At 59.3% G+C, this 12652-nt stretch carries 10 protein-coding genes; 7 read left to right on the forward strand and 3 right to left on the reverse strand.

Annotation, left to right across the window (positions count from 1 at the left end; all coding sequences use genetic code 11):
• Window positions 1-31: 31 nt before the first annotated feature.
• Entirely contained in the window at window positions 32-1621 is a 1590-nt protein-coding gene (locus BLP23_RS22385; protein WP_092586980.1) for a DHA2 family efflux MFS transporter permease subunit, read from the reverse strand.
• Window positions 1622-1642: 21 nt separating this feature from the next.
• On the reverse strand, window positions 1643-2857 hold the full coding sequence (locus BLP23_RS22390; protein WP_092586981.1) for an HlyD family secretion protein: 1215 nt from the start codon (window positions 2855-2857) through the stop codon (window positions 1643-1645).
• A gap of 155 nt (window positions 2858-3012) precedes the next feature.
• On the opposite strand from BLP23_RS22390, the gene BLP23_RS22395 reads away from it, so the two are divergent.
• From BLP23_RS22395 to lysS, 6 genes are all read left to right on the forward strand, one after another.
• Complete coding sequence (locus BLP23_RS22395; RefSeq protein WP_092587066.1) at window positions 3013-3687, forward strand: TetR/AcrR family transcriptional regulator; 675 nt, start codon at window positions 3013-3015, stop codon at window positions 3685-3687.
• A 103-nt stretch (window positions 3688-3790) separates the two neighbouring features.
• Window positions 3791-4630 (forward strand): AraC family transcriptional regulator, encoded by an 840-nt coding sequence (locus BLP23_RS22400; protein WP_092586982.1) that lies wholly within the window; start codon window positions 3791-3793, stop codon window positions 4628-4630.
• Window positions 4631-4730: 100 nt separating this feature from the next.
• Window positions 4731-5480 (forward strand): TerC family protein, encoded by a 750-nt coding sequence (locus BLP23_RS22405; RefSeq protein WP_092586983.1) that lies wholly within the window; start codon window positions 4731-4733, stop codon window positions 5478-5480.
• A gap of 303 nt (window positions 5481-5783) precedes the next feature.
• The gene (locus tag BLP23_RS22415; RefSeq protein WP_092586985.1) at window positions 5784-7553 is read left to right on the forward strand and encodes an SLC13 family permease; all 1770 of its coding nucleotides are present in this window, start codon (window positions 5784-5786) and stop codon (window positions 7551-7553) included.
• 193 nt (window positions 7554-7746) lie between these two features.
• Window positions 7747-9204 carry a glutamate--tRNA ligase gene (gene gltX, locus BLP23_RS22420; RefSeq protein ID WP_092586986.1) on the forward strand — a complete coding sequence of 486 codons (1458 nt, stop codon included), beginning with the start codon at window positions 7747-7749 and terminating at the stop codon, window positions 9202-9204.
• A gap of 16 nt (window positions 9205-9220) precedes the next feature.
• Window positions 9221-10717: a lysine--tRNA ligase gene (gene lysS / locus BLP23_RS22425; protein ID WP_092586987.1), complete on the forward strand. Its 1497-nt coding sequence runs from the start codon at window positions 9221-9223 to the stop codon at window positions 10715-10717.
• Window positions 10718-10784: 67 nt separating this feature from the next.
• Here lysS and BLP23_RS22430 read toward each other — a convergent pair whose 3' ends face one another.
• Window positions 10785-11474 (reverse strand): hypothetical protein, encoded by a 690-nt coding sequence (locus tag BLP23_RS22430; RefSeq protein ID WP_092586988.1) that lies wholly within the window; start codon window positions 11472-11474, stop codon window positions 10785-10787.
• Window positions 11475-11655: 181 nt separating this feature from the next.
• Between BLP23_RS22430 and BLP23_RS22435 the strand changes: the two genes are divergently transcribed.
• Window positions 11656-12564, forward strand: coding sequence for a LysR family transcriptional regulator (locus tag BLP23_RS22435; RefSeq protein WP_092586989.1), 909 nt, complete (start codon window positions 11656-11658; stop codon window positions 12562-12564).
• Window positions 12565-12652: the final 88 nt, after the last annotated feature.

Here is a 12652-nt window from a genome sequence, read left to right on the forward strand (position 1 = left end):
AAGCCGGCCTTGATTTCGTTTATTCGAACGCTCAGTGGCCACCGCTGCCACCGCCGCCGCCCTGGGGTGCCGGTTTCTTGATCATCGCGACCCCGAGGATCATGGCCATGAAAAGTACGGTCAGGATCAGGAATACGTCGCTGAAGGAGAGAATGATCGCCTGTTGGGTGGCAAGCCCGACCATCTGCTTGATCGCGGCCGAAGCACCGTCCAGGCCATAGGAGTTGAAGTTGGCAGTCAGGTTGTTCATCTGGTCGATCGCGGCCGGATTACCCCAATCCATGTTTTCCCGCAGCCGCTCGTAGTGCACGTCCTGACGGTTGGAGAGAACGGTGTTGATCACCGCAAGGCCGACTGCCCCGCCGAGGTTACGAGTAAGGTTGAACAGACCGGAGGCGCCACGGATACGTGAAGGCGGCATCGTGCCGAGCGCGATGTTGTTGATCGGCACCATGCACATCATGAGCCCGAACCCGCGCAGGATCTGCGGGATGAAGAGCTCGTAGAAATCCCAGTCGTCCGTCAGATGGGTCATGACGAAGGTGCCGGCCGCGAAGCTGGTAAAGCCGATCACCATCATCAGGCGAAGGTCCATCTTCGTCGACAGCCGGCCTGCAATCGGCGCAGTGAAGAACATCGCAAGGCCGGAGACAAACATGGTCTCGCCGATCATCAGCGAATCGTAACCGCGGATGCGCCCCAGATAGACCGGATAGATATAGGTGAGGCCGTATAGCCCAATCCCCATGACGAATGAGAACACCGAACCGAAGGAGAAATTCCTGTTGGTAAAGGCCCTGAGGTCGACGACGGGGAAGTCCACAGTGAAAGCGCGATAGAAGAAGATGATCGCACCTGCCGCGGAAGCCACGGCTCCGGCGACGATATAAGTGTCGTTGAACCAGTCGTTCGAATTGCCTTCCTCCAGCACATATTCCAGCGCACCGAGAAAAACGCCCATGGAGATAAGGCCCCACCAGTCGAACTTCCTGAACAGCGACAGTTCCGGCTTGTCGAAATCTATGAAATTCCAGGTGATGGTCGCGACCAGGATACCGGGAATGACGTTGACGAGGAACAGCCAGTGCCACGAGAAGGCATGGCTGAGATAACCGCCGACGGTCGGGCCGATGGTCGGCGCAAGGGTGGCGATCAGGCCGATGATAGGCGAGACGATACTGCGCTTCGACGGTGGGAAGATGGTGAAAGCGGCCGCGAAGACGGACGGAATCATACCGCCGCCGATGAAGCCCTGGATGGCGCGGTAAACGATCATCTGATCGATGTTCGTTGCCGTTGCGCAGAGCACGCTCGACAGCGTGAAACCAGCAGCGGAAATAGCGAAAAGATAGCGTGTCGAGATGATGCGAGCGAGCGTTCCCGACAGCGGAATCATGATGACTTCCGCAATCAGGTAGGATGTCTGCACCCACCCGATCTCGTCCGAGCCGGCAGAAAGGCCGGCTTGGATTTCCGCGAGCGATGCGGAGACGATCTGGATGTCGAGGATCGACATGAACATGCCAAGCACCATCGCAAAGAATGCGATGAGCTTGCGCGGGTCCATTCGCTCCTCGGAACCGGCGACCGCAATGGCGCCTGTTGTAGCGGTGGTAGCCATTGGCCTACTCCGGCTGGCTGATCACTTTGCTGCCTGCCCTGTAGCGGGCGCCGTGCGGGTATCGACATCGACGACGACGCTCAGGCCGGCGCGCAAGCGGCCGCTATCAAGCGCATCTTGAGGCAGCGCAATGCGGACCGGGACGCGCTGGATGATCTTGGTGAAATTGCCCGTCGCATTTTCCGGCGGCAGTAGCGAGAAGACAGAGCCGGAGGCTGGCGAAATCGACTCGACGGTACCGACGATCGGATGGTCGTCATAAGCATCGACATGCACGTTGACCTTCGAGCCCGGAACCAAGTGCTGGATCTGCGTTTCCTTGAAGTTGGCGTCAATGAACAGCTGACGCACCGGAACGAGTGCCATCAGCCGCTGGCCGGGCGAAACGAGATCGCCTTCCTGAACAGAGCGGTTGCCGACGACGCCATCATACGGTGCCTTTAGGATCGTGAAGGACAGATCGCGGGCTGCCTTGTCCCGCTGAAGCTCGAGCGTACGGACCGAACCTTCGGCTTCCCTGCGCTGCGCCTCGAGGATGGTGACGTTTGCTTCCGCCGACTTGATGTTGGCGTCGCCGCCGACGAGATTGGCCTTGGCCTGGTCGAGAGCAATATTGGCAGTGTCGAGATCGGCCGTCGTGCCGACCGACTTAGCCTGGAGGTCCGCCTGGCGCTTCTGTGTGATCTCGGCGCCACGGACTGCCGCCTCGAGAGCCACCTTGGAGGCCTGGGCCTGAGCAAGCGCTGCCTTGGCTCCTTCGATCTGCGCGTCGATGCGGCTCAGCGACAGCTTCTCCGTGGCGATCTGCGCCTCGGCCTGATCGAGGGCGTTTTGATAGTCGCCGTTGTCGAGCGTGGCAAGCACGTCCCCGGCCTTCACCTGCTGGTTGGCGACAACATTCACCTTCGCGACATAGCCGGTGACCTTTGGCGAGATCGTTGCGATGTCGCCTTCGATATAGGCGTCGTCGGTCGACACCATGAAACGGCCGTTCGTCCACCACTCGTAGCCGTATGATGCACCGCCGGCGAGAATAGCGAGCGCCACGATCGGTAGCACCAGGCTGCGGCGCTTCTTCTTTTCAGCTGGAGCGGTCTGCGTATCGGGCGCAGTCTGAGGGGCACGCGGAGCTTCGGCGGTCGCCGGTTCGGCAGGGACAACGGCGTCTGGCACCGCCTCGTCCCTTGCGGAATCGCTGACAATGCGGGCGACATTCGTTTTCTGATTAGACGACATGAGCAAAGACCGGTAAATCGAGTGACATTGATCGAACTGAACGGTTCGGTTCAGTTGACATAAGGCCTTTTTAAAGTCATATCAAGCTATATCGAACCAGGCGGTTCGATTTTGTTAAAAGAATGTTCGCATCGGCGAACGTGGTTAAGGAGACAATGACAGAGATTTTCAAAGATACGGTCGAAGCCCCGGCCGCAAGCGGCAGATGGGCGGCAGGAGAGGATCCGGCAAAGCGCAGGCAGATTCTCGAAGGGGCGAAGCGCGTCTTCATGAAACTCGGGTTCGATGCCGCGAGCATGAACGATGTGACGCGCGAGGCTGGTGTTTCGAAAGGAACGCTTTATGTCTACTTCGCCAACAAGGAAGAGCTTTTTACCGCGATGATGGAGACCGAGCGCGCCGCTTTTGTCGCCAGTGTGCGTGCGGCCCTCAATGCCAATCCCGACCCGGACACGGCTCTTTATGATTTCGGCATGACCTTCGTCCGGCACACAACCGAAGAAAAGGTCATCAATGCCATACGCACCGTCATCGGAGTGCGCGACCGCATGCCGCACCTCTGTCAACGCTTCTTTACCGGCCCCGAAAACATCCGGACCGTCCTCACCGACTATCTGAAGACTCAGGTCGCCGCCGGACATTTTGTGATCGAGGATGTCGAGCTTGCCGCTCGCCAGTTCCTGGAACTCTGCGGCGGAGGCTTCTTCAAGCTGCGCCTCTTGGGCGACATGGCGGGTCCTCCGTCCGAGGAGGAGATGAGCCGCATCATCCGCGGTGCGATCCGCGTCTTCCTTGCTGCCTATGGCGTTAGCCAGAACCGGCCAGCCTGAACGTTATCGATTTCTTTCTGCGTTGCACTAGAATCCAGCAATAGCGATCAAACCTGCTTGCCGGTTTTACTCTAATCAGGAGACCGCAACCAAGGAAGTGCGCATGAGTGCCATTGGACGGGCGATTTGGTTTATTGAAAGCCATTCCGCCAGCGATATCTCGCTGGACGATATCTCGGATGCCGCAGGTCTGTCGCGCTATCATCTGTCGCGCGTCTTCGGACTCGTCACCGGCCACTCGATCAGCGGCTATCTGCGCGGACGTCGACTGAGCGCCGCCGCATTGGCCCTGATCGGCAGTTCATCGAGCATCCTCGAGGTTGCCCTCGGCGCGGGTTACGGCTCGCACGAGGCTTTCACCCGTGCCTTCCGCGACCAGTTCGGTATCACTCCGGACGCGATTCGCAAGCAGGGGCACGTCCGCAACCTCGCTTTAGTGGAGCCGATCAAGATGGACCCCGCACGCCTCAACGAACTTGAAGAACCCCGCTTCGAAAGCCTGCCGCCAATGCTTTTTGCCGGACTGCAAGAGACCTATGGCTACGGCGACAATGCCGCGATTCCCTCACTGTGGCAGAAATTCAACTCTTACTTCGGCAATATTTCCGGCCAGCGGGGTAATGCCGCCTATGGCATCTGCACACATATCGAAGGAGAAGCCGAAACGTTCCGTTACATGGCAGGTGCCGAAGTCACAGATGCCGGCGACCTGCCGGAGGGATTTACGACGCTGAAAGTGCCCGGTCAGCGCTACGTCGTCTTCACTCATCGCGGTCACGTCTCCGCTATTGCGGCAACGATGCATCATATCTTCGGGACATGGTTCCCCTCCTCGGGTCTGCAGCACGGCGAGATGCCAGACATGTTCGAACGTTACGACGAGCGTTTCGATCCCCATACCGGCGTGGGCATCACGGAAATCTGGATACCGGTCAAGGAATAAAAGCCTCCCCGCTTTCGTATATTCCCTTGCGCGCTTGTTTCTTGGCGCCTTCACCTTAAATTGCGGGCGTCAGATTCTATGGCGCGAGGGAAAATAGCTTATGCAAGATATCATCATGCTCGTTCAGGATCCGGCAGCCTGGGTGGCTCTGGTGACCCTGGTTGTCATGGAAGTCGTCCTCGGCATCGACAACCTGATCTTCATTTCCATTCTCACCAACAAGCTGCCGGTCGAGCATCGTGATAAAGCTCGCAAGGTGGGTATCAGCCTCGCCCTCATCATGCGTCTTGCATTGCTTGGTACTGTAGCCTGGATCGTCCAGCTTACCACACCTGTCTTCGAGGCTTTCGGTCATGGCTTCTCTTGGAAGGACATGATCTTGATCGCCGGCGGTCTGTTCCTCGTATGGAAGGCCACCAAGGAAATTCACCACAGTGTCGATCCGGAGGATCACAACGAGGATTTCATTGCGAGTTCGGCGACGACGGGCTTTGCGGCGGCGATCGGCCAGATCCTGCTGCTCGACCTTGTCTTCTCGGTGGACAGCATCATCACCGCCGTCGGCATGACCCCGCACCTGCCGATCATGGTCATCGCCGTCATCGCCGCCGTCACCGTCATGCTGGTCGCCGCAACCCCGCTTGCAAATTTCATCGAGAAGAACCCGACGATCGTCATGCTGGCGCTCGCCTTCCTGCTGATGATCGGCACCACACTCATCGCCGACGGCATGGGGTTCCATGTACCGAAGGGCTATGTCTATGCCGCCATGGCCTTCTCGGCGCTCGTTGAAGTGCTGAACATGTTTGCAAGAAATGCCCGAATGCGAAAGAAGGCCAGCGGGCATTGACGAGATTTAAACGGGGGCGCGACAAAACGCGCCCTTTTCCTTTTGTTCAGCCGGCTCTTGCGAGTTCCCTGGGATCGCCGACACCAGCCGCCGATCGTCTGCCGTGATGTCTGGCGCGAGACGGCGGCGACCGCGCCCAATGTGCGCGTAGCAAACGACACCGCCCTGTCCGGCGAGATGCTGGAAAAGATCATCAGCGCCCGGCGAGGTGAAGGATAGGAACTTTGCATCCTGCGCGACATTGATTGGTCCAGGAAAGCGTACAAGTATCATCCGGCAATCAGCCCAAACCTCCGGAGCGGTATGACAACCCAACAGATCCTTTCCTTCGGCGTGATCGGCCTGATGATGGCAATCTTCATCTGGGACCGGTTTCGCTACGACATTGTGGCCTGTTGCGCCCTCGTTCTTGCGGTTGCAGCCGGTCTCGTTCCTTTCGGCAAGGCGTTTTCCGGCTTCGGAGACGACATCGTCATCATCGTCGGGAGCGCGCTCGTCGTCAGCACCGGGGTTGCCCGCTCGGGGATCGTCGACATGGCGATCAAGCGCTTCTTTCCCAATCTGGACAAGCCTCATCTCCAGCTCGCCCTGTTGCTTATCGTCGTTGCAGTGCTGTCTGCCTTCATCAAGAATATCGGCGCTTTGGCGATCATGATTCCGGTCGCATTCCAGTTCGCCAGGAAAACCGGCAAATCACCATCGCTTTATTTGATGCCGATGAGTTTTGCTGCACTGCTCGGCGGCCTGATGACGCAGATAGGCACTTCGCCCAACATCGTCGTATCGCGCTTGCGCGAGGAGATCACCGGTGCGCCCTTCACCATGTTCGATTTCACGCCTGTCGGCGCGACCCTGACCCTTGTCGGCGTCGTCTTCCTGATCTTCTTCCATTGGCTGGTGCCGGAACGGCAGAACGAGAATCCCTCGCTCGAGGAGGCGCTCGACCTCAAAACCTATTTCTCGGAGGCGACGGTTGTCGAAGGATCGAACTTCGACGGCAAGAAGCTGAACGAGCTCCTTAAACTCGGCGACGGCGAAGTCGTGGCGACAGCGATCCTGCGCGGCCACTCCCGCATGTCGCCTTTTCCCGACGTGATGCTGAAGGCTGGCGATACGATATTGCTGGAAGGCGTGCCGGATGCACTCGATGGCGTGGTGACCCATGCGAAGCTGAAGCTCTCCGGAAAGCCCATCCCGGAAGCGCGGGCGGAAGGCAATCTCGTGTCGATCGAGGCCGTCATAACCGCGGAATCGATGCTGATCGGCCTTTCCGCGCGCCAGCTCTCGCTGTGGAACCGGCGGCGGGTCAACCTGCTCGCAGTCAGTCGGCAGGGCCACAAGCTCACCGAGCGGCTGAGCGAGGTGACGCTTCGGGCCGGCGACGTTCTCCTACTTCAGGGAAGCCGCAGGAACCTGCCTGCCTTCCTGCAGGAATTTTCCTGCCTTCCGCTTGCCCAGCGTGACATCATGCTTGGCACGCCACGCCGAGGCTATGTGCCCCTTCTGATCCTCGCCGCCGCCATGGGCGTCACTGCCGCTGGCCTCACGCCGGTTTCGATCGCCTTTTTCTGCGCAGCGCTCGCCATGGTCGTCTTTCGCGTGATCCCGCTCGTCGATGTCTATAAGTCGCTCGATGCGCCGATCCTGATCATGCTTGCAGCGCTGATCCCGGTATCCGATACGCTTCGCACCACGGGCGGCAGCGATCTGATTGCCGGATGGCTCGGCGATTTCGCTGCCGAGATGCCGCCATTCGGCGCGCTGGCGTTGATGCTTGTGACCGCCATGGCAGTGACGCCGTTTCTCAATAATGCCGCCACAGTCCTTGTCATGGGACCAATCGCGGCGAGTTTCGCTGAGGCCCTCCATTATAAACCGGAAGCTTTCCTGATGGCGGTTGCCATTGGCGCCGGCTGCGACTTCCTCACGCCAATCGGCCATCAATGCAATACGCTGGTTTTCGGCCCCGGCGGCTACCGCTTCAGCGATTACCCTCGCCTGGGCCTTCCACTATCCTTCATCATCATCGTGGTGAGCGTGCCCGTGCTTCTTTATGTTTGGCCTGCGCTTTGAGTGCCCGGTGCCCATTTTCCTTGACGTGCGCGGTCGAATATGGCCTTAAGGCCAGCCAAACGGACAATCGGCGGATGAATTGGGCAGAATGCCCTTATCCGGCCGGTTTCCTGATCCAGTGATCTGCATTCTTCCCCGCCGAACGTCGCTTTCGCAGGAAAGCCGTCCGGCATTCATTTGACGGGCACATAAAATGACAGCTTCCGGCGTCCGCGTCCGAATCGCTCCCTCGCCGACTGGCGAGCCGCATGTCGGGACCGCTTACATCGCTCTCTTCAATTATCTTTTCGCCAAGAAGCACGGCGGCGAGTTCATTCTGCGCATCGAGGATACCGATGCTACGCGCTCGACCCCGGAATTCGAAAAGAAGGTCCTGGATGCGCTGAAATGGTGCGGCCTGAGGTGGTCGGAAGGCCCCGACATCGGCGGGCCCCATGGTCCGTACCGCCAGAGCGACCGCAAGCATATCTACGGCGAGTATGTCGAAAAGATCGTTGCTGCCGGCCACGGTTTCCGCTGTTTCTGCTCGCCGGAGCGTCTGGAAAAGATGCGCGAGGCGCAACGCGCCGCAAACCTGCCGCCGAAATACGACGGACACTGCCTGAGCCTCTCGGCAGAAGAAGTCACCTCACGCATGGCAGCAGGCGAACCCTCTGTCGTGCGCATGAAGATCCCGGCCGAAGGCTCCTGCAAGTTCACCGACGGGGTCTATGGCGACGTCGAAATCCCGTGGGATGCGGTCGACATGCAGGTCCTCTTGAAGGCCGACGGCATGCCGACCTATCACATGGCAAATGTCGTTGACGACTACCTGATGAAAATCACCCATGTCGCCCGCGGCGAGGAATGGCTGGCTTCGGTTCCAAAGCACATCCTGATCTACCGTTATCTCGGCCTCGAGCCACCGGTGTTCATGCACCTGTCGCTCATGCGCAATGCCGACAAGTCAAAGCTGTCGAAGCGCAAGAACCCGACCTCGATCTCCTATTACACCGCGCTCGGCTATATCCCCGAGGCGCTGATGAACTTCCTCGGCCTCTTCTTCGTCCAGATTGCTGAAGGCGAAGAGCTGATGACGATGGACGAGCTCGCCGAAAAATTCGACCCGGAGAACCTCTCCAAGGCCGGCGCGATCTTCGACATCCAGAAGCTCGATTGGCTGAACGGCCGCTGGATCCGCGAGAAGCTTTCGGAAGAAGAGTTCCAGCACCGTGTCCTGCAGTGGGCGATGGAAAACGATCGCCTGAGGGCCGGTCTTGCGCTCTCGCAGTCGCGCATCGCCAAGCTTGGCGAACTGCCGGACCTCACGGGCTTCCTGTTTAAGTCTGAGCTGAATCTTGATCCATCCGCCTTTGTCAAGATCAAGTCGCCGCCGGAAGAGATTCTGGAAATCCTCAACACGGTGCAGCCGGACCTCGAAAAGATCCTCGAATGGAACGTCGAGTCGATCGAAGCCGAGCTGCGCGCCATTGCCGACCGCATGGGCAAGAAGCTGAAGGTGGTCGTCGCACCGCTTTTCGTCGCCGTGTCCGGCTCATCGCGCTCGCTGCCGCTGTTCGATTCCATGGCGATCCTCGGCCGCGCCGTCGTACGCCAACGCCTGAAACTGGCGTCCCAGGCGGTTGCCTCCCTCGTCGGCCCGAAGAACTGAACCGGACGTTTGCATCATGACTGAAAAGACCGAAACAGCGACCCTTTCCTCAGACGCAACGGAAGTCCGCGCCCAGAAGCTGAAGCTGCTGCGCGAACAGGTCGGCGATGTCTATCCGGCGCATTTCCACCGGACGATCACCAATGCCGAGCTCGCTGCGAAATACGAGGGCCTGGAGCCGGACACCGAGACCCAGGATGTCGTCACCGTCGCCGGCCGCGTCTATTCCTCGCGCAACTCCGGCATGTTCATGGACATCCATGACGCTTCGGCCAAGATTCAGATCTTCAGCCACAAGGACACGACGCCGGAAGCGGCTCGCGCCCTGCTGCCGATGATCGACATCGGCGACATCATCGGTGTGACCGGCGTGGTGCGCCGCACCAAGCGCGGCGAGCTGACGATCAACGCGCAGCAGATCACCATGCTGACCAAGTCGCTGCTGCCGATGCCCGAAAAGTGGCATGGCCTCTCCGACATCGAGCTGCGCTACCGCAAACGTCACCTCGACATCATGACCAACGAGGAATCGAAGCTCCGTTTCCAGCAGCGTTCGAAGATTGTCTCCGGCATCCGTCGCTTCATGGAAAATGACGGCTTCATGGAAGTCGAGACGCCGATGCTGCAGTCGGTCTACGGCGGTGCGACCGCTGAACCCTTCAAGACACATCACAACACGCTGAAGCTCGACATGTACCTGCGCATCGCGCCGGAACTGTTCCTGAAGCGCACCCTGGTTTCGGGTCTCACCGACAAGGTCTTTGAAATCAACCGCAACTTCCGCAACGAAGGTGTCTCGACAAGGCACAATCCCGAATTCACCATGATGGAGTGCTACTGGGCCTATGCCGACTACGAGGACATGATGGACCTCGTCGAACGCATGTTCGCCGAGCTTGCCATGTCGGTCCATGGCAGCACGGAATTCACCTTCGTCGACAAGCAGATCTCCTTCAAGGGCCCGTTCCGCCGTGTGCCGATGCCTGACGCCGTCAAGGAAGCGACCGGCATCGACTTTCTGGCGATCAAGACCGACGAGGAAGCCCGAGCCGCCACGAAGGCGGCCGGATTCGAAATCGAGAAGGACGCGACCTGGGGCGAATGCCTCGCCTTTATCTTCGAGGAGAAGGTCGAAAGCACGCTGATCCAGCCCGCGCACGTTACGCATTTCCCGAAGGACATCTCCCCCTTCGCCAAGGAAGTGCCGGGCGAGCCGCGCCTTGTCGAACGTTTCGAGACCTATTGCAACGCCTGGGAACTCGGCAACGCCTTCTCGGAACTCAACGATCCGGAAGAGCAGCGCAAGCGCATGGTCGAACAGCTGGAGCAGGCTCACGCACGCGGCGAAAAGGAAAAACAGCTGGACGAGGAATTCCTGGACGCAATCGACCAGGGCATGCCGCCCGCCGGCGGTCTCGGCATCGGCGTCGATCGCCTGATCATGCTGCTCACGAATTCCCCCTCGATCCGCGACATCATCCTTTTCCCGGCCCGCCGCAGCAAGTCGGACTGAGCGGAAGGATGAGCTGATTCAAAAGGGCGGACGGCCGATGGTCGTCCGACCTTTGCATGCCCAATGATTAATGGCCGGAGGCAGGAGCAGCCTTGCTGCCTTCTGGCGGAGAACCGGCTTCGCCTTCCGGTGATGCTCCCTCTTCGACGCCTCTTTCGTTGCCTTCGCCTGCGGTTGCAGCGACAGCCGTCGGATCAATGCAATCGGAGCGTTGCTTGAACGAGGCGTTCAGCGCCTGGATTTCATCGTCCGGCAAATCGATGCGCTCGCCGAAAAACAGGCCGTTCTCGCTCGCCTCGCCATCGTAATAGCGGGCAGTATAGGATTTGCCGTTCAGCCCTTCGACCAACCGGTCGGGATGCGGGATATAAACCACATCGGCGCCGATCGCCCTGCCACGAATATCCGAACGCAGCGTTGGACCGTTTTCATCGAGGACCACGACCTGTACCAGATCGGGCCTTTCTTGCGCGTAAATGGCTTGCGCGACGCGGAGCGCCGTCTTGACCCGTGTCATGCCGTCCGTCGGCTCGGTCTTGATGTATTTGCGAATCCAGACGCGATCCTGCTTCTTGATGGTCACCAGATTGACATCGGTGCAGGAGACGCCGTTCGCCTCTTCCAACACCTGGCCGATGATGTTGTCCCTGCCGATATAAACGGCAACACCGCCGGAAGCACCTATAAACAAGGCCGTTCCGCCGATCACGATCACCAATTTCCGGGAGGGCCGGAAGATCCGCAGTAAGGCCTTCACGCCAACTGGTCCGCCATCGAAAAAACTCCAACGCAATACATGCAAGTGAAGCTAGCCAAACGACGTTTCGGAATGCTTAAGTGGTCTTTCGAGAAACATACCAATTCGGGCTAAAGACCAAAAAAGGTCCGCCACCCGTTGTGCTTGCCATGATCCGTTTGACCGTGCTCTAAAAACACGCATGGCCTTCACCCTTCGCCAGATCCAGTATTTCGTTGCCGTTGCCGAGCAGGGTTCGGTGACGCGCGCAGCGCAGAATCTTTCGATCTCGCAATCCTCGGTCACAGAAGCGCTGAAGGAACTGGAAACCGACCTCGGCGTCGAACTCTTCGAACGCCACCCGCGCGGCCTGACGGTCACGCACAACGGTCACCAGTTCCTCCGGCATGCGACAAAAATTCTAGCCAGCGTCTCCGATGCCCGCGCCAGTTTTTCCGGCCTGCAAAGCGCTCTTTCCGGCACATTGAATATCGGCGTCACCTCGCTGGTCGCAGGCTATGTTCTCTCCGATCTTCTGGCGCGATACCGCCGCGCCTGCCCCGGTGTGGAGGTGAGTGCAATCGAAGACAATGGCGGCTATCTGGAGCATCTGCTGGTCGGCGGTGAGCTCGATGTCGCGGTCATGGTGATCTCTAATCTGCGCGACCGCATGGCGCTGCAGGCGGAGATCCTCGAAACCTCGCCCTATCGTCTCTGGCTGCCGATGGGCCACCCGTTGGTTTCCGCTGACATCATCTCGGTTGCCGACATCGCCCGCGAGCCGCTGATCATGCTGACGGTCGATGAGATCGAGGAGAACACCGGCAAGCTACTGTCTGCGCTCGGCGCTCGCCCGCATGTCGCCTTTCGCACCCGGTCGGTGGAGGCCGTGCGCAGTCTCGTTGCAACAGGCGCCGGCGTCGCGCTGCTTCCCGAACTCGTCTACCGCCCCTGGTCGCTGGAAGGCGACCGGATCGAAAGCCGCGATGTCTCCGGTTCATTGCCAGTCGTTCAGGTCGGCATGGTCTGGCGCAAGGGTTCCAGCCTGCCGCAAGCGGCGCGAGATTTCGTCGGCATTGCGGAAGCGATGCGATCCGGCCGTGCGCGATGACGATATCGGAATTTCCGATACCGCCTTTCTGATAAATGAATTTGCGAAACCGGATATTTCAGCGCACCTTTTAGCCGGGAACAAAATG

It is taken from the genome of Rhizobium mongolense subsp. loessense, assembly GCF_900099775.1.
Lineage (GTDB): Bacteria > Pseudomonadota > Alphaproteobacteria > Rhizobiales > Rhizobiaceae > Rhizobium > Rhizobium loessense.

What these genes read in the sequence shown, in the direction of transcription:
- BLP23_RS22405 (WP_092586983.1), top strand. Translation starts at nt 4,731, where the DNA reads ATGCAAGATATCATCATGCTCGTTCAGGATCCGGCAGCCTGGGTGGCT.
- BLP23_RS22390 (WP_092586981.1), bottom strand. Translation starts at nt 2,857, where the DNA reads ATGTCGTCTAATCAGAAAACGAATGTCGCCCGCATTGTCAGCGATTCC.
- BLP23_RS22435 (WP_092586989.1), top strand. Translation starts at nt 11,656, where the DNA reads ATGGCCTTCACCCTTCGCCAGATCCAGTATTTCGTTGCCGTTGCCGAG.
- lysS (WP_092586987.1), top strand. Translation starts at nt 9,221, where the DNA reads ATGACTGAAAAGACCGAAACAGCGACCCTTTCCTCAGACGCAACGGAA.
- BLP23_RS22395 (WP_092587066.1), top strand. Translation starts at nt 3,013, where the DNA reads ATGACAGAGATTTTCAAAGATACGGTCGAAGCCCCGGCCGCAAGCGGC.
- BLP23_RS22415 (WP_092586985.1), top strand. Translation starts at nt 5,784, where the DNA reads ATGACAACCCAACAGATCCTTTCCTTCGGCGTGATCGGCCTGATGATG.
- gltX (WP_092586986.1), top strand. Translation starts at nt 7,747, where the DNA reads ATGACAGCTTCCGGCGTCCGCGTCCGAATCGCTCCCTCGCCGACTGGC.
- BLP23_RS22385 (WP_092586980.1), bottom strand. Translation starts at nt 1,621, where the DNA reads ATGGCTACCACCGCTACAACAGGCGCCATTGCGGTCGCCGGTTCCGAG.
- BLP23_RS22400 (WP_092586982.1), top strand. Translation starts at nt 3,791, where the DNA reads ATGAGTGCCATTGGACGGGCGATTTGGTTTATTGAAAGCCATTCCGCC.